Source organism: Ktedonobacter sp. SOSP1-52 (genome assembly GCF_016587395.1).
In genome coordinates, this window is sequence record NZ_BNJH01000001.1 from 1,882,077 (window position 1) to 1,901,473 (window position 19,397).

19 protein-coding genes and 4 pseudogenes are annotated in these 19,397 nt (G+C 54.0%); 9 read left to right on the top strand and 14 right to left on the bottom strand.

Annotated elements, in window-relative coordinates; genetic code table 11:
• Positions 1 to 11: 11 nt before the first annotated feature.
• From JMJ16_RS08740 to JMJ16_RS08750, 3 genes and pseudogenes are all read left to right on the top strand, one after another.
• Positions 12 to 722, top strand: a complete 711-nt coding sequence (locus JMJ16_RS08740; protein WP_201380364.1) for an SDR family oxidoreductase — start codon at positions 12 to 14, stop codon at positions 720 to 722.
• A 60-nt stretch (positions 723 to 782) separates the two neighbouring features.
• Positions 783 to 1,009: pseudogene (locus tag JMJ16_RS08745) on the top strand (alcohol dehydrogenase catalytic domain-containing protein); the annotation flags it as partial.
• A gap of 67 nt (positions 1,010 to 1,076) precedes the next feature.
• A pseudogene (locus JMJ16_RS08750) lies at positions 1,077 to 1,788 on the top strand (IS6 family transposase).
• Positions 1,789 to 1,970: 182 nt separating this feature from the next.
• Here the strand turns inward: JMJ16_RS08750 and JMJ16_RS08755 are convergent.
• The 4 genes and pseudogenes from JMJ16_RS08755 to JMJ16_RS08770 all read right to left on the bottom strand — a co-directional run bounded on the left by JMJ16_RS08755 (position 1,971) and on the right by JMJ16_RS08770 (position 4,613).
• Positions 1,971 to 2,447 carry a nitroreductase family deazaflavin-dependent oxidoreductase gene (locus JMJ16_RS08755; protein ID WP_201380374.1) on the bottom strand — a complete coding sequence of 159 codons (477 nt, stop codon included), beginning with the start codon at positions 2,445 to 2,447 and terminating at the stop codon, positions 1,971 to 1,973.
• An 11-nt stretch (positions 2,448 to 2,458) separates the two neighbouring features.
• Positions 2,459 to 2,788 carry an antibiotic biosynthesis monooxygenase gene (locus tag JMJ16_RS08760; protein ID WP_201380376.1) on the bottom strand — a complete coding sequence of 110 codons (330 nt, stop codon included), beginning with the start codon at positions 2,786 to 2,788 and terminating at the stop codon, positions 2,459 to 2,461.
• Between the two features lie 73 nt (positions 2,789 to 2,861).
• Positions 2,862 to 3,671, bottom strand: a complete 810-nt coding sequence (locus JMJ16_RS08765) for a TetR/AcrR family transcriptional regulator (protein WP_201380378.1) — start codon at positions 3,669 to 3,671, stop codon at positions 2,862 to 2,864.
• Positions 3,672 to 3,727: 56 nt separating this feature from the next.
• Positions 3,728 to 4,613: pseudogene (locus JMJ16_RS08770) on the bottom strand (IS6 family transposase).
• 180 nt (positions 4,614 to 4,793) lie between these two features.
• Between JMJ16_RS08770 and istA the strand changes: the two are divergent.
• From istA to JMJ16_RS08785, 3 genes are all read left to right on the top strand, one after another.
• Positions 4,794 to 6,299 (top strand): IS21 family transposase, encoded by a 1,506-nt coding sequence (istA, locus tag JMJ16_RS08775; protein ID WP_201380380.1) that lies wholly within the window; start codon positions 4,794 to 4,796, stop codon positions 6,297 to 6,299.
• Complete coding sequence (gene istB / locus JMJ16_RS08780) at positions 6,296 to 7,069, top strand: IS21-like element helper ATPase IstB (protein ID WP_201380382.1); 774 nt, start codon at positions 6,296 to 6,298, stop codon at positions 7,067 to 7,069. The genes istA and istB overlap by 4 nt, the downstream gene beginning before the upstream one ends.
• A 438-nt stretch (positions 7,070 to 7,507) precedes the next feature.
• The gene (locus JMJ16_RS08785; protein ID WP_201380384.1) at positions 7,508 to 8,185 is read left to right on the top strand and encodes an IS6 family transposase; all 678 of its coding nucleotides are present in this window, start codon (positions 7,508 to 7,510) and stop codon (positions 8,183 to 8,185) included.
• A 105-nt stretch (positions 8,186 to 8,290) separates the two neighbouring features.
• On the opposite strand, the pseudogene JMJ16_RS08790 reads toward JMJ16_RS08785, so the two are convergent.
• The 8 genes and pseudogenes from JMJ16_RS08790 to JMJ16_RS08820 all read right to left on the bottom strand — a co-directional run bounded on the left by JMJ16_RS08790 (position 8,291) and on the right by JMJ16_RS08820 (position 15,977).
• Positions 8,291 to 8,993 (bottom strand): annotated as a pseudogene (locus JMJ16_RS08790) (IS6 family transposase).
• Positions 8,994 to 9,106: 113 nt separating this feature from the next.
• The gene (locus JMJ16_RS53830; protein ID WP_236601297.1) at positions 9,107 to 10,075 is read right to left on the bottom strand and encodes a recombinase family protein; all 969 of its coding nucleotides are present in this window, start codon (positions 10,073 to 10,075) and stop codon (positions 9,107 to 9,109) included.
• A gap of 70 nt (positions 10,076 to 10,145) precedes the next feature.
• Complete coding sequence (locus tag JMJ16_RS53835; RefSeq protein ID WP_236601299.1) at positions 10,146 to 10,625, bottom strand: recombinase family protein; 480 nt, start codon at positions 10,623 to 10,625, stop codon at positions 10,146 to 10,148.
• Between the two features lie 1,134 nt (positions 10,626 to 11,759).
• Entirely contained in the window at positions 11,760 to 13,586 is a 1,827-nt protein-coding gene (locus JMJ16_RS08800) for a M3 family oligoendopeptidase (RefSeq protein ID WP_201380386.1), read from the bottom strand.
• A gap of 22 nt (positions 13,587 to 13,608) precedes the next feature.
• Complete coding sequence (locus JMJ16_RS08805; protein ID WP_201382792.1) at positions 13,609 to 14,613, bottom strand: IS630 family transposase; 1,005 nt, start codon at positions 14,611 to 14,613, stop codon at positions 13,609 to 13,611.
• Positions 14,614 to 14,640: 27 nt separating this feature from the next.
• Positions 14,641 to 15,096 carry an SDR family NAD(P)-dependent oxidoreductase gene (locus JMJ16_RS08810; protein WP_201380388.1) on the bottom strand — a complete coding sequence of 152 codons (456 nt, stop codon included), beginning with the start codon at positions 15,094 to 15,096 and terminating at the stop codon, positions 14,641 to 14,643.
• Positions 15,093 to 15,284 carry a hypothetical protein gene (locus JMJ16_RS08815; protein WP_201380390.1) on the bottom strand — a complete coding sequence of 64 codons (192 nt, stop codon included), beginning with the start codon at positions 15,282 to 15,284 and terminating at the stop codon, positions 15,093 to 15,095. The genes JMJ16_RS08810 and JMJ16_RS08815 overlap by 4 nt, the downstream gene beginning before the upstream one ends.
• Before the next feature lie 99 nt (positions 15,285 to 15,383).
• A complete protein-coding gene (locus JMJ16_RS08820; protein WP_201380392.1) occupies positions 15,384 to 15,977 on the bottom strand; it encodes a TetR/AcrR family transcriptional regulator in 594 nt (197 codons plus the stop codon).
• 138 nt (positions 15,978 to 16,115) lie between these two features.
• Between JMJ16_RS08820 and JMJ16_RS08825 the strand changes: the two genes are divergently transcribed.
• From JMJ16_RS08825 to JMJ16_RS56480, 3 genes are all read left to right on the top strand, one after another.
• Positions 16,116 to 16,532 (top strand): ester cyclase, encoded by a 417-nt coding sequence (locus JMJ16_RS08825; protein WP_201380394.1) that lies wholly within the window; start codon positions 16,116 to 16,118, stop codon positions 16,530 to 16,532.
• Between the two features lie 316 nt (positions 16,533 to 16,848).
• A complete protein-coding gene (locus JMJ16_RS08830) occupies positions 16,849 to 17,538 on the top strand; it encodes a DUF6585 family protein (protein ID WP_201380396.1) in 690 nt (229 codons plus the stop codon).
• Positions 17,441 to 17,710, top strand: coding sequence for a DUF6585 family protein (locus tag JMJ16_RS56480; RefSeq protein WP_307813075.1), 270 nt, complete (start codon positions 17,441 to 17,443; stop codon positions 17,708 to 17,710). The genes JMJ16_RS08830 and JMJ16_RS56480 overlap by 98 nt, the downstream gene beginning before the upstream one ends.
• A gap of 80 nt (positions 17,711 to 17,790) precedes the next feature.
• Here the strand turns inward: JMJ16_RS56480 and JMJ16_RS08840 are convergent, their stop codons facing one another.
• The gene (locus JMJ16_RS08840; protein ID WP_201380400.1) at positions 17,791 to 18,237 is read right to left on the bottom strand and encodes a transposase; all 447 of its coding nucleotides are present in this window, start codon (positions 18,235 to 18,237) and stop codon (positions 17,791 to 17,793) included.
• A 157-nt stretch (positions 18,238 to 18,394) separates the two neighbouring features.
• Complete coding sequence (locus tag JMJ16_RS08845; RefSeq protein ID WP_201380401.1) at positions 18,395 to 19,384, bottom strand: WD40 repeat domain-containing protein; 990 nt, start codon at positions 19,382 to 19,384, stop codon at positions 18,395 to 18,397.
• Positions 19,385 to 19,397: the final 13 nt, after the last annotated feature.

Below are 19,397 nucleotides of genomic sequence, written 5' to 3' on the forward strand. Positions count from 1 at the left end.
AGAAGGCGACGATGGATATAGCAGGGAAAATTGTGCTTCTCACAGGAGCATCGGAAGGCATTGGCCTTGCGACCGCGCGGTTGTTCGCGAAGCTGGGGGCCAGAGTTGCTCTGGTGGCTCGCTCAGAGGAAAAGCTTCAGCAGCTTGCGAATGCACTGCCAGACGCATTAGCTGTGCCAGCAGATATGCGGGATGAGACAGCAGTTCAGGCCATGGTCAGGCACGTCTCTCGCTCTTATGGACGCATTGATGTCCTCGTCAATAATGTAGGCCAGGGCCTGCATGTTCCCGTGGAGCACGCCGATATTGAACAGTACCGAGCGCTTTTTCAGCTCAATGTTGTGGGAGTGCTGAGCGCGATGCAAGCGGTGATTCCGCTGATGCGAAAGCAGGGAGGTGGCGTGATTGTCAACATCAGTTCTGGGACGACCAAGACGGTCATTCCACACGTTGGCCCCTATGCCTCAACCAAAGCTGCGTTGAATACGCTTACCTTGACGGCTCGTCTTGAACTGGCCCCTGAGAACATCCGTGTCGGACTCGTCTATCCAGGCATTACGGCCACGGATTTCATGAAGCATGCTGCCAGTGTTCAGATGAACACCGATCGCCAGCAAATGATGCCAATTGAGTCTCCAGAACAAGTGACTGAGAAAATTGGAGAGGCGATCCGAACAGAAGCAGCGGAGGTCTTTGCCGAGAGTCTCACATCACGAAGATGAGACGGGAAATGGACGAGAGTATGAGAAACAATCAGATAAGAGGAGCAAAGGAGAGAGCGTATGCCCAAAGCAGTCAGATTTGAGCAGTATGGGGGGGCGATGTGTTACAGGTCGTCGATGTTGAGCGACCTACACCGGGTCCGGGGCAAGCCTTGGTCCAGGTCAAAGCTGCTGGTATCAATCCAGGGGAGACATCCATCCGTAAGGGCGTGTTTGCCGAGCGCTGGCCTGCCACCTTTCCCTCCGGACAGGGCAGTGACCTGGCAGGAATCGTTGTCGCGCTCGGCCAGGTTATGTTGCAAGAAGTAAACTGATCTGATAAAGTTGAGAGAAAAGAACCAAAGAGGATCAGATATGACCGAGCAGTCCCCGTTCAAATGGCGTCATTTTCAGGCTGACATCATCCTTCTGTGCGTCCGCTGGTATGTACGCTACGCGCTCAGTTACCGAGATCTCGAAGAAATCATGCGAGAACGGGGACTGCAGGTCGATCATACCACTATTTACCGTTGGGTGCAGCGCTATGCACCTGAGCTGGAACGACGGTGCCGGCCCTATGTGAGGGCAACAACGGATTCCTGGCGTGTTGACGAAACCTATGTAAAAGTCAGAAAGGTGTGGATGTATTTGTATCGGGCTGTCGATTCGGAAGGAAAGACGCTCGATTTTTGGCTGAGTTCAACCAGAGATGGAGGTGCTGCCAAGTGCTTCTTTCTCAAAACCCTCACTACATCTCATGTGAACTCGCCACGCGTGATCAATGTCGACAAAAACGCTGCCTATCCCAAAGCGTTTCACGAACTCCAGGCGGAAGGACACATTCATGATGCCTCTACATTACGGCAGGTCAAATACCTCAACAGCCTGATCGAGCAGGATCATCGCGCGCATCAAACGGGTGACCAAACCAGGAATGGGCTTTTTCTCGTTCGAGACAGAGTGGCGAACACTCTGGGGCTTCGAGATGATGAACATGATCAGGAAAGGGCAACTGCAAGGAGTGGCAAAAGGTGATGGAGGTGGGCAGGTGGCACTCGTCGCCCGGTTGTTCGGCGTGATCGCCTAAAAACATTTGAGAGACACACTCACACTCACCATGTTCTCTCCTTATTTCTTGCAACACAACCTATGAGCGCGAAAGAGCGAGTCCTGACGGCCCGCTCTTTATTTCTTTTCGTAAGTTGACAATGCCATACGCACTACAGCCGGGCAACTTGAACAAGAACTCAAGCCGCAGACGCCTCACCGCTAGGGGTTTAACCCTGCGGCTTGCGGTAGGCTAAAGCCCTTTTTTGTCAATATCTGAAACACTGGATGTCGCAGGGTTTCGCGCTCGAAGTCTTGCAGCGAGGATTCGGCCGTCACGTCGAAGTAGCCTTGTGTAATAGGGCCACCTGCGCCTATGCATTCCTTCAGAATAGGTGCCGCCTCCTCTGGCACGAGCTCGACGACGCTGATGGTCTCGCAACGGCGCCCAAGTGTGAGCGTTGCCTCCTTTGCCGCGCGTAGATTGCGCACCCAGTTGACGATACCAAAGGTAGCAACCAGATAGCGCTGTCCATTCTGCTCGACAACCGCAATAGGGGTAGTGCGTGACTGACCGCTTTTGCGTCCCCGCACCGTGAGCAGATGTATTGGCCCTACCTTCAATCCCGCGCGGGCAAAGGTCGTTGCCAGGACATTGCCCGCTTGCCGTATAAATGTGTGTCGATATATCTTGGCCATATATACATCCTTTATCCTTCAAGGATAGCGCGAACCTTATACTCACGCGAATCCGGCGTTGCAATCTGGCGTAATTCAACTAGTAGCGGCGTATCCGCCTTCTCAAACACCTTTGCAGTGGCAGCCTGTAACGCTTCATAACTACTGTATTGCGCGTAGCTCATTACACGCGTACCATCGACGCTGGTGTGAAAGTTGGCCGAGACAAAGCCAGGCACTTCCATTTGGAGCATCCTCGCGATCTCAACCAGTAGTTCCAGTCCTCTCTGCTGTTTCTCCGGCTCAAATGTGAACGTATTAATGGTCGTCACGACATCGTTGTTCTGTGAGATGGGTATCATAAATGCCTTCCCTTTCTTCAAGTGCTCTCACTTTATATGGTTGTATGACCAGCCAATTTCACATGTAAAAAAACTACTTCTCAGGCGCCGGTTCCGTTGTAAGCAAGTCTTGAACAAGTTCATATGCCGCCGTAAGGTCGAGGCCGGGCTGTGCCAGTTGTTGCAGGGCCAGTCCATCAGTGCAGGCGTGGAACACCGCCGCGATGGTCTGCGCTCGTGTCTCATCGATACCCATCTGCTCCTGAATCGTCTGCGCGATGCCCTGCCGCCCCTTTGCCAGCATCTCACCTATTGCGGACAGGAAGTCCGGGTTACGCAAGCCGAGAGCATAGAGCTCATAGCGTAGCCGATACCACGCCGTATGCTCGCGGCTGACAGTAGCAACCGCGAGCATTGCCACATCCGCGAACGTGTGCTCGCTTGACTGCTTCCGCAACTCCTGCATCAACTGCTGATTAAAGCGCGCCCCTGCTTCATAAATGACAGCCAATAGCAGTTCATCCTTGGAGGCGAAGTAATAATGGAACAGACCAGGTGAGACGTTGGCTTTGCGCGCGATCTCTTTGACCGTTGTGGCGTCAATGCCTTTCTCGGAGAGAAGGATATAGCCAGCGTCAACCAGGCGCTGGCGGTTATCTTGCTGGTGCGTCCAGGTTTTCTTCGGTTTCTTTTCTGTTTGGTCGTACATACAAATATGATAACGTGACGAGGGCCATTTGTCAAGGCATTGTCTGCTGGCCGCACGTTTTCTGACCAATGGTGGTGGTGGGCGCGTCACGCGCACTTGCACAGCGCGGCCGACTTCTTTGCTCACCGAGGCCAATACGAGCGGGAAACGGCGGGGACGGAAGTGGCTAGGCGCTGACTCTGTAGAGACCATCATGCAGGCATGTTCTACTGCATGCCTCGACCTGGTGACGGTGCTTGGGTTGGGTTCTGTCAGAACTGAGAACACAGAAGCTCATTGTGGAAATCGAATGCTAAGGATATTGCGGTCTCTTGCGAGGAGGCTGCTTGTACCGATGTCTTCAAGGCTGTCAGCCGATCAAGGAAAGCTCGCCGCTGTTCTGAGCGTGAGGATGGTTCTCCCTTGGTGGAGCGAGGGCAGAGATAGTTCCTTCATTCGTCAAAAGCAGAACAGAAACGAGCAGCCGAGTCAACATTTCCGAAGCCATGCATGGGATACTACCGTTGCTTGACTCCCCGATGGTCTTGCTCCAGGCGAGTATTGAGATAGTTGTTGGTTCGATGGAGCACATGAGCGCCCAGCGTTTCACGCACTGCTCGTGGGTAGGAGGCGTGCCCATCCGTTGTCACCCGTTCAGGGGTATGACCAACAACGGCGAGTGCCTGCTTGAAAAACTGTTGAGCGGCCTCCATATCCCGTTTCTCGCTGAGGCGTGAATCAACCAGGTTGCCATGTGCGTCAATGGCGTGATAGAGGGAACACCATTTTCCTCTCACTTTGACGTGGGTGCGCATCCACGTACCATGACTGTCCTGCTTGTCCGTGCCGTTTGGTCCGCAATTGCTCTGTAATCAGCGGGGCAAATCGCCTTTCCCACTCCCGAACGGTCTCATAGGTGAACGTTAAGCCTCGATCAAGAAACATTTCAGCGAGATCTCGCAGGCTCAACTTCTACCGGAGCCACCACAGGACAACCAGAAGGACCACATCGGTGGGATATTCCAGGAAGTTGAACGGAGTTCCTGTCCGCTCGTTGAAGAGGTGCTCACAAGGAGAGCAACGGAACATCCGATAGCCGAGCGTGGTCTTCTGAGTTTGTTCTTTGGTCGTGACTGAGGCGCAGTGTGGGCAAGGCATGAAGCACTCCTTCTCCGGTTGGTAATGGTTCTTATCATACCTCGCAAACGATCTCCAGGACAAACCTGTAAACGCTAGACTGATAGAGAGCCACTCGCTACCAGAAAAGTGAGCCATGTTCCCAAGAATCCGCTACACTTGAAAAAAATCAAGCGAGCGGAGGAAAACAAGGTGTATCCCGTGGCACTTCGAGATGAAATTCGCACCTGGGTCTTGATCCAGGGCAAGAGCCAGCGGGCAGCGTCCCGCCACTTTGGGCTCTCACGCAATACGGTTGCCAGGCTCCTTGCGGAGGAGCCAGCGACCAATGAACGTCAGTATCAGCGTCAGGCACCGACCAAAACGCCTGTGCGTGACGCGGCACTGCCACATATCCAGAAATGGCTTCAAGAGAATGAGTGGCTTGAGCGCTGGGCTCCCAAGCAGTGCTGGACGGCCCACCGCATGTGGACAGAGCTGCGCACGCTCGGTATTCCTATCGGAGAATCTACCGTACGTCTGTTCGTGCAGGAACTGCGAACGTCGTCGAAGCCGGTGTACGTCCCGCTCGACTTTGCGCCTGGAGAGCGGGCAGAGTTTGATTTCGGTGAAGCCACCATCAAGCTCAAGGGTCAGGTCGCCAAAGTTCCTTTCCTGGTCGGGCGGCTCCGCTTTTCGGGGGCAATGTTTGTGGAATGCTTCCCGACTCAACGGCAAGAAGCCTTTCTCCTCGGCCAGCGCCATGCCTTTGAATTCTGGGGAGGCGTGCCGCGCATCGCGGTCTACGACAACCTCAAACCAGCAGTGCTCCAAGTGCTGCAAGGACATAGCCGCCGCGAGCACGATGTGTTCCTACACTTCCAAAGTGTCTATCGCTTTGAGGCGCTCTTTGCCAATGTGCATGCTGGTTGGGAGAAGGGGAGTGTCGAAAATTTGGTGGGCTATGCTCGTCGTAACTACCTCGTGCCGCTTCCCGAGGGCACTGATCTGGAAGCCATCAATGTGCATCTAGGAGCGTGTTGCCTCTCCGATCAGCAGCGCACGATGGCCAGGCAGACCGATTCTATTGCCGCTCGCCTGGCCTTTGAGCGCAGGACACTCGGGCCCCTACCAACACATGCGCCGGAGCTTGCGCTGGTCGTGGAAGTGCTGGCACACTCGACAGGACGCGTGCGCTTCCAAACCAACGACTATTCCGTTCCCATTCAGTATGCCTATCAGCGCTTAACGCTCAAAGCAGACCCCTTCCGGGTGCGTCTGTATGCAGGTGGGGAACTCGTCGCTGATCATCCTCGCTGCTATGAAAAACGCCAGGTGATTGAGGATTGGCGCCATTACGTCCCCTTACTCCTGAAAAAGTCCTTTGCTGTTCCCTGGGCCTCGGCTTTGAGGCATGGAGAGCTCCCACCAGCTTTTGAAGCGGCACGCCTGGATCTGGTGGCTCATCGTGCTGATGGCAATCGCGAGTTTGCTCGCCTGCTAGACCTGTGTCTGACGCACTCCGTGGAGACCGTCGAGACGGCTCTTACCCAGGCACGCACCCAAGGCGGCTGGAGTGCGGATACCGTGCGGCAACTGCTCAATGTTGCCAGCGTCCAGCAACCTCCCGTTCCGCCTCTTGATCCACGAGCGTATCCAGCCTACCAGAGGGTGACGCCTTTGCCAGATCTCTGTGCCTACAATCGTTTGTTGGAGGTGCAGCCATGACAGAAACGCTGTGCAATGACATCGTGATCACCTATCTCAAGCAACTGCATCTGAACCGGATGGCACGAGATTGTGAGTCGCTGGCTCGCGAAGCTGAGCAGCGCGGGTTAGGCTATCTCGGCTACTTGCAAGCCTTGCTTGAAGGCGAACTGGCTCAGCGGCACGAGCAGCAGTTGCGCCAACGGCTCAAAGCCGCCGCCTTTCCCTACCAGAAACGCCTGGAGGACTTTGATTTTTCCCAGGTGCCTTGCATCCCCAAGGTCCAGGTATTGGAGCTCGCACAAGGAGCCTTCCTGGCGGCGCACGAGAATGTGCTCTTCATTGGCCCCAGTGGGATTGGAAAAACGCATCTGCTCATGGGCTTGGGAAGAGCGCTCTGCCTGGCTGGCTATCGGGTGTTGTTTCGACCAGCGGTCACGCTAGCCACCGAATTGGAAGTTGCACACAAAGAGCTAAAACTGCCACGCTTGCTGGCTTCGTATCGTCGGTTTGATCTGATCTTAGTGGATGAGTTAGGGTACCTGCCCTTTTCCAAGCCAACGGCTGAACTGCTCTTCCAGTTCTTCAGTGATCGCTATGAGCGGGCCAGCGTTGCCATCACCTCGAATCTCGCCTTTGCCCAGTGGACGCAGGTCTTTGGCAATGAGCAAATGACGGCGGCGCTCTTAGATCGGCTGGTGCATCGCAGCCACATTCTGGCTATGGAAGGCGAAAGCTTTCGTTTCCGTCAGAGCTTGCAGCAACAGAGCTCGCAGGCCCTGACGGTTTAAATGGCAAGGAGGTGGCTCACTTTTCCATCAGCGGATGGCTCACTATCCCCTTGACGTTTACAAAACCTCTCTCTGCGTTCTGACAGAACCTCCTAAAAGTTATTCCCTGAATGGCTGGTCAAGTTGGACCGGGAATGGGCTCCTGATTGGAGGCGCTGGAGTCGCGTTGCTTTGCGTCCTTCTGTTGTACTGGGAATGGTGGCAAGGGATAGTCTCTAAAAGGTATAGATATACTAGGCTCGATGAGGATTACCCAATTCAATCCCTGCGCTGGAAGCGTTGAAGCTTGACACCGCATCAATGGAGGAGCCTCCCATGTGGCGCAGATTGGAGAGGTAGATCCTCCAATAACAGGAGAAATAATGGAGAATCCAAATACGACTCCCGCAGGTATTGTCAACTTGGGGACGTAGCTGAACACTATGCTAGAATAGCTTCATGAAAACAACCACCACTCCTCCCTACTACAAAGGCTACCGCTTTCCGCCTGCAATCATCAGCCATGCTGTCTGGCTGTATTTTCGTTTCTCGCTCAGTTTTCGCGATGTCGAAGAGCTTCCGGCACAACGCGGAATCCTCGTCACCTATGAAACGGTCCGTCAGTGGTGCCTCACATTCGGGCAGACCTACGCCAATGAGCTGCGTCGTCGTCGCCCTCGTTGTGGTGACACATGGCATCTGGACGAGGTTTTTCTCAAGATCAATGGGAAGCAGCACTCTCTGTGGCGTGCGGTGGATCAGCATGGCAACGTGCTTGATATCCTGGTGCAGAGCCGACGCAGCACAAAGGCCGTCAAGAGATTTTTTCGTAAACTGCTGAAAGGGCTGCAATACGTTCCTCGAGTGGTTATTACCGATAAACTCCGGAGTTATGGTGCAGCCAAGCGTGAGATCCTGCCTGGGGTGGAGCATCGGCAGCACAAAGGATTGAACAACCGCGCGGAAAACTCGCACCAACTCACGCGACTGCGTGAGAAGAACATGCGCACATTCAAATCAGCCAAACAGGTGCAACGCTTTCTTTCCGCGTTCGGTCCCATCTCGGGACAGTTCCAATCGCGACGTCACTGTTTGAATGCACGAGAATACCGTGCCACTTTACAGGATCAATTCTAGCAATGGAATGAAGTGACCGGTGTGAAACTGGTCGCCTAACCACAAAGACATCCTCACCTCTCGTTGCCCTTCAGCGCTCTCCTCGTTATAGCTCATCAATATATTTCATCCCCCACGAACAAGTTGACAATACCCCCCTCTGACTTGCCCTTTCCGCATCATGTTCATCATCTCGTATCCTTGCAGTGTTCGCCAGGCTGTCTTGAACGAGAAAAAAGCCCATCCCAGGCTTGGTCAACCGTTTGATAAACCAATGATCTTGTTCGATCAGGTTGTTGAGATATTTGACCTGTCTCAGTTCGACCGATGCTGGCAAGATGCCTGCGACTTTAAGATCAGCCATCGCTTTCGGATAGGCAGCGTTTTTATCCACGTTGACCACCCGAGGGGCTGACATGATGTTGGGATCAGCCAGAGCTATGGACTGGGGCGCCTGCTTTTTAAGCGTGTCCGCTTGAGAAACCGAACGAGCAGTCGATGCGAGCGCTTTGAGGAAGAAGGCTTGAGCGGACTGGGCGTCGCGAGTCGGACGCAAGAGAAACTCCAGAGTTTGGCCATCTGAATCGACGGCTCGATAGAGGTGCATCCACACCTCTTTCACTTTTACATAGGTTTCATCGACACGCCACGAGTCATTGCAGGTTTTCAGATACGGCCGGCAGCGCTTCTCCAGTTCGGGGGTGTAGTGTTGCACCCAGCGGTAGATCGTAGTGTGATCGACATGCAACTCTCGCTCCTGCATCATCTCTTCAAGGTCCCGATAGCTGAGCGAATAGCGCAGATACCACCTGACGCACAAAAGAATGATGTCGGACTGGGCCCAGCGCTACGTAAGCTGTCATGAAATAGTCTGTAAGCAAATGACAAAAACGGATGCGCTCACTCCTTGGTGAGGTGGGGATCACATAACGGATCTCCACCTCACCAAGGAGTGACCACAACACGGTCGACCAATAATTCGACCAATTGCCGTTTCTGCTCAACGCTGGCCCGAGAGAGGCCACAACCAATGCGCTGACAAAATTCATTGATCGAATCAGTGATAGGAATCAACTCCATGTGCTGCTGGATACTCGTTTCAATCTGGTTCGCTTGCGCCTCCACTGCTGCCAGCCTCTGTTCCACATCCTGCCGCCGTCGTTTGTATTCTCCGAGAGGAAACGCATCGGCAAGATAGGCTTCTGTCAATCGTTCCAATTGTCCACAAAGTGTGCCACGTGCTTTGCGGACCTGTGTTCGGCGAGCTTGAAGTTCTTGCGGAAGCCATGCACCTGCTTGCGCTCGCTGTAGCGCCTGTTCAATGACGATCGGGTGTTGCAGCACCTCACAGAGGTCTTGCCAGACTAATGTATCCAACTGCCCAGCAGGAATATAACGAGAATGGCAGTATTCCTCTCGTCGAGAACGGATGGGTCCCTGCTTTCCTCGGCAGACATAGTAGGCATGTCCAGAACTCATCCGAGCCAAACAGGAAAGGTGACACAGACCACAACTGACTAAGGCACGCAACAGATACTGATGAGAGGTATTGTTACGACGGGCAAAGCGCACATTGTCTGCCAATTTTGCCTGGACTCGATCAAATTGCTCCTGTGAAACGATCGCTGGCACCTGCCCCACCACAATCCACTCATCAGAGGGCGTCTCTTGCGTACTGGATCGACGCCCAATGGGTTGCAAAGGGGAAAAACGACGATGTTTTTCGACAACACGTTCTCGACCCGCATACACGGTCCCGGCGTAAACCGGGTTCCTCAAGACGTCACGTAAGGTCGTCAGACTCCAATGCGACTTTCCATTAGGGGTAGGAATCCCCAGCTGATGTAAGTGCTTGGCGAGTTGCTCCAAGCCATGCCCCTTTTCCAGATAATACGCAAAGATTTCTGCCACATGGACCGCTTCAGGTTCTTGAAGGCGGACTCCTGATGGATCCCGTGGATGATCAGGATCTAAGCGATACCTATAAGGAGGACGGCTCCAGGGAAGCATCGTCCCTGCCCGCGCATTTTTGCAAACAGCCTCGACGCATCCGTTCAGCAATGAGTGTACGTTCATATTCGGCCACTGCTCCTCGGATTTGCAACAGCAACTGATCGTGAGGATCCTGACTCATGGGATGCTCCACAAATTCCACCTGGCAGCCCCCTCGCTCCAATTCCTCAACGAGGAGGACTTGATGCACATATTTATGGGCGAGACGATCTGGTGCTGTGATAAGAACTCGATCAAAGGTGGCTCTGACCACCTGATCCCGTAACCGATCTAACCCTGGTCGTTTGAGGCTAGCTCCACTGTAGCCATCATCTCGAAAAATCTGGACGTCTTCCCAGAACCAGTTCTCACACTGGCAATGTGTCTGTAATCGTTCCAATTGCTGCTCGATGGTCTGCGTCTGAACTTGACGATGACTCGAGACTCGAACATATACTGCGATGTTCATCGATTTCCTCCTGATTGGCTGGCCTCTGTTGCGGGGCATTCGTCCATCGCAGAAGGCATTGGTAGGCCTGATCCCAGCGAGAGAGGGCATGGAGGTGCTCAACTCCTTGCTGGCGGCATTTCCAGTGGTGCTGCTTCATCAGTCCCCTCTACGACGATATCCAATGTTTTCTTCTCTGTTGAGAAGATACGAGGAGGGGGCAAAGAACGTTCTATTGCGGCTGATGTGCCAAGTGCCAATGAGAAAAATGAAGCTGAACATGACGGCTCATACAGAATTTGTCATTTGCTAGCATACCATTGAAAGGCAGCGTAGCAGTTAAAAACATGCATAAGCTGTACTGGAACTTATTGGTAGTTCCCGATTCAGAGTGAGTCGGAACTAGTACCTTTGCAAAAAGCTCAAAAGCCGATTATTCAAGCTAGCATCTGGTCAAAAATGGCGATTGTTCCGTTTCCGTTCGGCAATTCAGTACTCGTCTATCAAAACTACTTGCCCGAAAAGCCAGATAAAATCTGTCAAAGTGAACAATGCCCGCTACTTTGCGTCCCATGGCAGTTTACGTAGCGCTGGGCCGGATGGGAGCATATTCGCCTGATTGGCGACTACCATTTCGCACCGCAATCCGGGCGTTCCCTGGAAAATCTGTGCCCGTTGCGTTTACAAAAAGAGGAGGAGAGCGCCCAAAAGGAGCAATCAATTCAGTAATCCACCGTTTTGTAAATTGGGCTCTATTGAGTAAGAGGGCCTCCGAAGTGCTATCAACAGGGGAAGTAGTAAATACATCCAACACCCGGACAGACAGTAATAAAATGTGCTTACTACTTGAAATATATACAAGAATTTAGGTATGCTTTTCATGAGGGAGGGCTCCAAGCTAGCTACTTGGAGAAGAAGGAGCTGGAGAACCTTTTACTGACCTCGCGATAAAAAACTAAACCAGATAGGAGTCTCTCAATTACGGCAGGCAAAACGTACGCTATAAATGAGGCAGTTTTTCCAGTTCCCAGGCAGGGCAGGCGAAGACAGAGGATTGCCGCTGCGTTGTGTACCCCGGGTCGAGCCGCTTACCTGCTCTGCTGGGAGCAATGCGGCCTGGTCTGGCGTGTACAGGCTGCGCTTCCGGCTTTCCCTCTATGCGCGCGTCAATTCCTCAAATAGATCAATATTCTTGCGCACAATGTCCAGGCTGGAGCGCCAGAAGGCGGCGGAGCGCACATCAATGCCGAAGCGTGCGGCCAGCGTGGCAGCATCTCCCAGTCCCGTCGAGGAGAGCAGGTCATCATAACCAGTCTTGAAGCTTTCTGAATCTTGCTGGTAACGAGCATAAAGACCGAGACCAAAGAGCAAGCCGAACATATACGGGTAGTTGTAGAACGAGAGGTGTAACCAGTAATAGTGCGGCTTCATGGCCCACATGTAGGGGTGTAACAGGTTCTCGTCCAGCCCGTCGCCATAGGTCTCCTTCTGCGCTTCTACCATCAGTTCGTTGAATTCATCCTCGGAAAGTTCGCGCTGCTTGCGACGCTCGAAGACGCGGCTCTCAAAGAGGAAGCGGCTGGTGATGTCCACGACGGCTTGGCACGAGCGTTGGAGCGAGGACTCCAGAATGGCGATCTGCTCCTCTCTGTCGGCCCTGGCCAGGGCGGCGTGGGTAATAATGGTTTCGCAGAAGATGCTGGCGGTCTCAGCCAGCGTCAAGGGTGTCTCTTTCTGGAGCGCGGTGCGCGTGGCCAGATTAAGCTCGTGATAGCCGTGACCAAGTTCGTGGGCCAGCGTGCTGACGCTGTTGAACGAGGTCTGAAAGTTCAGGAAGACGCGCGATTCGTCCCGGCGCAGGGGCACGCAGTAAGCGCGATCAACTTTGCCGGGCCGTGGTTCAGCGTCGATCCAGTTCTCGCGAAACGCGCGGACTGCGAAGTCCGAGAGACGCTGCGAGTAGGTGCCGAACTTTTCAACAATAAAGTCACGGGCCTCGTCAAAATTCCAGGTCTGCTTTTCCTTGCTTACGGGCGCGCCAAGGTCGTACCAGGCAAGCTTTTCCAGACCGAGCACACGAGCCTTGGCGCGCAGATAGCGATGAAAATCGGGGAAGGACTCGCACGTGGCAGTCAGCATAGCTTCGAGTGTGGCCTGATCGATGCTGGAGTCAAAGAGCGATGCGTCGAGCGGCGAGTTCCAGCCCCGGCGGCGCGAGAGCGTATTGACGTGGCCTTTGATGCCATTGAGCGCGGCGGCCAAGGGTACGGCGGCTTTCTTCCAGCTAACCAGTTCGGCTTCATAAGCCACACGGCGTGTTTCGCGGTTGGGATCAAAGGCCAAGGTGCGCATGACGCTCATGGGCAATTCCTGACGCTCACCCTGCACCTCGATGGGCACGAGCATTTGTGAGGTGATGTCGCCATGCAATTTCTCCCAGCCCGCGCCGCTGCTCAATTTGAGTTCAGCGGCCAGATTCTCTTCGACGGGTGACATAAGGTGCTGCGCTTGCTCGCCGGCTTTGTGGAGCATGTAGGCGTGCTCACGAGCTAGTTGTGAGCAGGCAATCAAGCCTTGCACATCGAGCGAGCCGATCCAGGCGGTGTAGCGCGTGACAAGCTGCGAGAGGTTGACTGCCTGCTGCTGAAATTCACTGTAACGGGCCCGAGCGAGCGTGTCCTGCGTGTTGGTGGTGACGAAGCAGCCCAGGTAGGTGCCCAGGGTGGTCGTTTCCTCCAGCACATCGTTATAACGCATCGTCACTTCCTCAAACGTTTGCACCGTCGCGTCATTGAGTTCTGAGGCTTCCCGAGCCTGGATGCTATGTGCATCGAAAAGCTGAACAAGGTCGGCTACTTGCTGCGCGAAATGGGCAAAGCCCTGGTGAAATTCGGGCGAATCCAGGCCCGGGTAGACCACACTCATGTCCCAGCGTGGGGCGTCTTGGTCGTACTCATAAGGAAACCTCTTTGTTCGTATCATCCTTCTCTTCAGAGTGCGGATATCATTCGAGATACTCACACTGCCGTGAGCAACTGCGAATGATCTCTCGCTTGTGTCGGAGGCGCTCTCTGGCTCGAATCAACTCCTGATACAAGTGATCAAGGTCAAAGCAGCACAGGTTGCCCATCTCGACCCGTTTAAGATAATTCCAGATTCCCTCATCAGGGTTGAGATCAGGAGCATAGCCAGGAAGCTGTTCCAACTGGAGCCGTTTCGCCGCTCCAGTTTTCAAAAACACCTTGATTTCTTTACTTCGATGGATGGGGGACCCGTCCCAAATGAGCAGGATCGGGCCTTTGATCTTGCGGAAGAGCACCCTCAGAAATCCGATCACAGCCTGACTGTCATAACTCTGCTTGCGCACTTGCATGAAGAGCCTCCCACCCAGAGTAATCTCGCTGATGGCAGAGAGGTGATCCCGCGTCAGAGGAACCTTTAAGATCGGCGTTTGCCCGCGAAGAGCCCAGGTCCGCACGGCCATCGGTAAAAGATAAAAACCAGTTTCATCGACCCATAAGATCGTTCTGCTCTCTTGCTCAGCTTTTTTTAAGGCAGGCCAGCGTTCTTGCTGCCAAAGCTGGATGGCGGATTCATTGCGTTGGCTGGCTCGCTCAATTGCCTTCTGCCGGCTCCAGCCTGCCTTATGTATCAATCGTCCAATATGATCGCGACTGTAATGCACACCAAACGTTTTCTCAATCACTTTTGCCACCCGTTTTGCGGTCCACACATCACCGCGAAACCTGTAGGCTGGCGCTCCTTTCGCTAGCAACTCTGGGATCTGAGCAAGCTCGTCCACCGTTAAGCGAGGGGATGTGCCTTTGGAAGGATGCGCTTTCAACGCTTCTTCTCCCCCTTCTCTGCCCCGTTTCATCCACTGACTCACAGCGCTCTCGCTTACTCCTAAAGCGTAAGCAATGTCCTTTTGTCGCCATCCGTGTTGTTTCAGTTCCCAGGCGCGTTTGCGCCGTTCTTCTCGCCAATCGGCTTTTCTCGGTGCTTCTATCTTCTCATGGTATCACAGTTTACTTGTCTATGTCGAGATCAGTAAAGCGGTGTAGTCATCGATCTTATGCTTGGTTCTGATCGCTGAGCGCTCATTGAAACTGGTGCGAAAGAAGCCGGGCTCGACAATGGTTACACGAATGCCAAGCGGAGCGATTTCCTGCGCAAGCGCCTCCAACATCCCTTCGAGGGCAAACTTTGTCGCGCTGTAATATCCATAGCCTGGCACCCCAGCAAAACCGGTCATTGAGGAAAGGGTGAGAATATGCCCCTGCCGTTGCTCACGCATGTAAGGCAACATAGCTTGGATCACTGCAAGCGTCCCGAAGACATTTGTCTCGAACTGGCGACGAATCTCTTCTTCCTCCGCTTCCTCAATGGCTCCCATCAGACCATAGCCCGCACAATTCACCAGCACATCTACCGGGCCAAAGGTTGCATATGTCCGCTGGATGGCATTGCTGATTTGCTCTCGCTCCGTCACATCGAGGGAATGACCAGAATCTGCTTTGCATACTGGAGAGCCAGATCACGCAGGCTCTCCAGGCGGCGAGCGCTCGCGACCACTCGCTCACCTCGCGCGAGCACTGCTTCGGTTAGTGCTCGCCCAAAGCCACTTGAACTGCCTGTAATGAACCAGACTCGCTCCCTCTTTTGTTGATGTGTTGTCATGCTTTTGTCCTTTCTTTCAATGCAAATCTTATTGGCCGTTTTTTTTCGGCTGAATGGCAATCTTGCCTTGAGCTCCGCTCATTTTCAGGGACCCGCGCTTCAACAGCAGAGGCATCGAAGCATCCTTGCCATCAGTTCAATCGCTTCTGCATCCTCTAGCCCTTGCTCGCGTACGAGCGAGCGCCAGGTTTGGAAGCTGATGGCATGCCCAATCGCGGCATGAATCCGTGCCGAACACGTTGCATCCTGGGTTTCCCATGCCGAAGCCAGGAGGTCTCGGACTTGCTCCCAATACGCGAAGGAGGGAGCCAACACTTCGCGCAGCATTGGCTTTTCTTCCATATCATGCAGGACATGCAGAGACATCGGCTCAGTGCGACGATGAAACGCATAAATCTCACGGAGTCCTGTGCGCAGCCGCTGCTCGGCATCCTCGATGCTTTGCCAGGGTTTTGGATCGGGAGGAGGGTTGAGCGCCTGATAATGGCTGGTGCAGGCGATGGCAAGCGCACGCTCATCTGGGAAGTGGCGGTAAACCGTCAACCGTTCGACGTCTGCCAACTCTGCGATGGCACTGATGGAGGCATTGGCTCCTCCGACCGTCTGATGGAGGAAGACCGCTGCTTCGATAATGCGCTGTCGTGTCTCCTCCTGACGTTTCGCACGTTGCTGTAACATGTATTTGCGCGCCATAGATTCGTTTCCCTTTGCTTGCCTTCCCACATTTTGCTAAACAGTAGTGTTCAATGATATTGATAAACCTGAATGCATCGGCTATGCTTGGTTCAAAATCATGATACACTCTTGTTTGCCGAAAGGAAAGGAGCACCCATGTCCCTCGAACAGAACAAAGCCGTCCTCACTCGGTTTGTCGATTTCATTAATACCGGCCAGACGACCATCGCCGACGAGGTAGTAGCCCTTGACTTCCTCGAACATGATCCCTTCCCTGGTCAACAACCCGGCCGCGAGGGTCTCAAAGCGGTCATTCTCATGATTCGTGCCGCCTTTCCCGATCTGGAGTGGGTCGTGGATGAAATGGTCGCCGAAGGGGAGACGGTCGCCAGCCATTTTACCTGGCGTGGCACCCATCGCGAAGCCTTTTTGGGTGTGCCTGCGACGGGCAAGCGGATCACAGTGACGGGCATGGTCTTTGATCGGGTGGTGGAGAGCCAGATCCTCATGAACACCCTGGCTCTCCTGACCCAACTTGGGGCCATTGCGCTGCCCGCACAGCCACCTGCCTAAGCCGTTTCCAGGGAGCGGATTGAACTGGAAGGTACGCTGTAGCAAGGGAGGTGGAGCAGAGCAAGAGAAAGAGAGAAGATGATGAAAGACCGTTTCCAGGATTTGTGAGGTGTAGCATGATGAACCAGCAATTTTTGGAATGCAGTCGATGCATACTTCGCCTACGACGAAGGAATAAAGATCGATCACCCGCGTGGGACGGCGCATCCCCGCCATTTCGATGTGATCTATCCGCTCGATAAAGTAGACACACGAGGAATTGATACGTGCGATCAACGATGGAGGCGAATCTCTCCCTCTCAGAAAGTGAAAAGATATGGCAACACCACCGACACCTCGGAAGAATACCCCGGCACAAACGCCACCAATGCAACCAGTAACCACAACTCCATCCGTATCGGGAATTCCCTCAGCGGTAGCACAACTGGCGACAGCCCAGCAGCTTGGGAGCTGTTCCAGGGTGTATCAGCAGCTCAGTAAATTCCAATCTCTAGGCATTGGTCTGGGCCTTCTCGCCCTCGGACTGCTCCTTTGCGCTGGAGGCGGCTGGCTCGGGCAAACCGGGAACCTGGGGGGTCTGGGATACGCTGTAGCCGCTATCAGTATCGGTGTATTCCTGGGTTTCTTCGGCGGGGCTGTTATGTTTATTGCAAGAGCATTACATACCAAAGGAGACAAGGTCTACCTCTACACCCAGGGCTTGATCTTGACCTCAAAGAGCGGACCTGAGACCTATCGTTGGGATCAGATCGGTGGGCTCAGGGACAAGGTCGTCGAGCAGAAGGTGCGCACATATAGGGTCCCGATCCATTCCTATAGTATTCGGCGTTTCGATGGGCAGCAGGCTGCCCTCTCGGATCATATCCCTGGGATGACAGAGTTATGGCCAATCATCACTCAAGAGGTCGATGCCGTCCTGTGGCCGCGCATCCAGGGTCTGTACCAACAGGGGAAAAAACATCTCATTTGGTCCCCTCGCCATCAGCCAGCAAGGAATAAGCACTAGCAAGGATCGGTTGCCGTGGGACCAGGTGAAGAGTTGCACGATAGCCAATGGGCGAGTAGTCGTCGAGAAGCAGGGCCAACCTGTTCGCTGGGCCGACATCGCCGCCGATGAATTCACGAATCTTCTACTCCTGGATCGCCTGACAAAGCACATTCTGGTGAGCAGACGATAGATGCATCGGGTGGCTTTCTAAACAGCGTCTTCACCTGAAACGGAGTCGATGAGAGAACAAACGTGCGCTGTGAGCTATTTCTACAGGGATCCTGGAGGTGCCTCAAGTTGGTAGCCGCAATGGGTGAACCACCCACAGGCGTCCTGCGGGGTAATCATCAGGAGTGCCTGCGCTATCGCCTCCTGTAAGGTTTCCAACGTGCGCGCTCCCACGCAGCGTAAAAACGCTTTGAGCTTCGAAAACGCCTCCTCAATTGGCGACAAATCAGGAGAGTAGGAGGGCAGAAACAGGAGTTGGCATCCCCGCGCTTTAATAGCGTGTCGAACCTTTGCTCCAGTATGTGTGTTCAAATTGTCCAGGATAACAATTTGCCCAGCTTGCAGACTCGGAGCCAGGACCCGTTCGATGTAGAGTTCAAAAACGGTGATATCCGCCGAGCCTTCCAAGATGAACGCTTTGCCCATCCCTTGAAGCGAAAGAGCCGCCAACAGAGTGATATTGGCTCGCCGATTCCGTCTTCTCTCCATCCTTTAACCGAAAACCCGAACTGATAACGGAGATGATCCACATTGCCGAGGAGCCGAACCCGTTGGGGAGTCCTGACCTGCAGGGACACACGCCACTCCTCATCCATGGAAAACTAGGCGCCCTGCACTCACACCGAAAGTCGAGACAGTCGCCAGATCATATCGACGGCTTCCAGACATGGACTGTCCCATCCAGACTCGCCGAGGCTATGGATGTTCCGTCAGAAGACCAGGCCACCCCTCGCACTTCGTGGGTATGAGCCCGATAGGTCTGAAGATGTCGTCCAGTGACAGCTTCCCAAACCTGAACGGTATCATACTCAGGCGGGGGAGCAGCCATGAAGTTTCTCATGGTATTTCCACTGGCTGAAGCAAGATATCGACTGTCAGGAGACCAGGAAAGTGACCAGACGACCACCAGCGTGTGAAACGTATTCCGTCGAGGATGCCAGAAGTCGTACGTTTCCGTGCGCTTTCCTGATGGATGACCCCGATAGACCCTGACAAGGGCACCGGTCGCGCTTTCACGTATTTGGATCGTGGCATCAAATCCGCATGAGGCCAGAAAACGCCCGTCAGGAGCATAGGTGAGATCGGTGATTCCCCCTCCATGGGCTTTCGCTCGCCAGACGAGGCGCCCAGACGCCACATCACGAATGTAGAGGTGTCCAAAACCAGAGGCCCACGCCAGATGACTGCTATCGAGGGACCACGCAACAGCCGTCGGCCCTGCGCGTCCTGTAGGATAGTGAGCCAGACAAGTCTGATCAGCGGTACGATAGATCAGGCCGATGGAGTACCCCCCTGCTGCGAGAGAATGCCCATCGGGGGACCAGGCCAGGCACTGATCATCACAACTGGGATCAGAACAGGCACCGATGGCTTGACCAGTCATCGCTTCCCATATCCTCACTTTCTCGTCGTCGAAACTGCACGAAGCGATTTGGGATCCGTCGGGAGACCAGGCCAGACGCATGACTTGCAAATCGTGGCCACGGAAGGTGGCCTGAAGCTGTCGTGTCTGTGGGTTCCATACCTGCACCGTTGTGTCACGGCTTCCTGAGGCAAGCCATTGGCCATCAGGAGACCAAGCCACGCAGAAAATCTGCTCAGCATGGCCATGATAGATGGTGAAAACGTCGTTCATGCAAACAGTGTAC

Bases quoted from the DNA above. Each gene is read 5' to 3' on its own strand.
- JMJ16_RS08740 (WP_201380364.1), top strand. From the start codon at position 12: ATGGATATAGCAGGGAAAATTGTGCTTCTCACAGGAGCATCGGAAGGC.
- JMJ16_RS08755 (WP_201380374.1), bottom strand. From the start codon at position 2,447: ATGGCCAAGATATATCGACACACATTTATACGGCAAGCGGGCAATGTC.
- JMJ16_RS08760 (WP_201380376.1), bottom strand. From the start codon at position 2,788: ATGATACCCATCTCACAGAACAACGATGTCGTGACGACCATTAATACG.
- JMJ16_RS08765 (WP_201380378.1), bottom strand. From the start codon at position 3,671: ATGATGGTCTCTACAGAGTCAGCGCCTAGCCACTTCCGTCCCCGCCGT.
- istB (WP_201380382.1), top strand. From the start codon at position 6,296: ATGACAGAAACGCTGTGCAATGACATCGTGATCACCTATCTCAAGCAA.
- JMJ16_RS08785 (WP_201380384.1), top strand. From the start codon at position 7,508: ATGAAAACAACCACCACTCCTCCCTACTACAAAGGCTACCGCTTTCCG.
- JMJ16_RS53835 (WP_236601299.1), bottom strand. From the start codon at position 10,625: ATGAACATCGCAGTATATGTTCGAGTCTCGAGTCATCGTCAAGTTCAG.
- JMJ16_RS08800 (WP_201380386.1), bottom strand. From the start codon at position 13,586: ATGATACGAACAAAGAGGTTTCCTTATGAGTACGACCAAGACGCCCCA.
- JMJ16_RS08815 (WP_201380390.1), bottom strand. From the start codon at position 15,284: ATGACAACACATCAACAAAAGAGGGAGCGAGTCTGGTTCATTACAGGC.
- JMJ16_RS08820 (WP_201380392.1), bottom strand. From the start codon at position 15,977: ATGGCGCGCAAATACATGTTACAGCAACGTGCGAAACGTCAGGAGGAG.
- JMJ16_RS08825 (WP_201380394.1), top strand. From the start codon at position 16,116: ATGTCCCTCGAACAGAACAAAGCCGTCCTCACTCGGTTTGTCGATTTC.
- JMJ16_RS08830 (WP_201380396.1), top strand. From the start codon at position 16,849: ATGGCAACACCACCGACACCTCGGAAGAATACCCCGGCACAAACGCCA.
- JMJ16_RS56480 (WP_307813075.1), top strand. From the start codon at position 17,441: ATGCCGTCCTGTGGCCGCGCATCCAGGGTCTGTACCAACAGGGGAAAA.
- JMJ16_RS08840 (WP_201380400.1), bottom strand. From the start codon at position 18,237: ATGGAGAGAAGACGGAATCGGCGAGCCAATATCACTCTGTTGGCGGCT.
- JMJ16_RS08845 (WP_201380401.1), bottom strand. From the start codon at position 19,384: ATGAACGACGTTTTCACCATCTATCATGGCCATGCTGAGCAGATTTTC.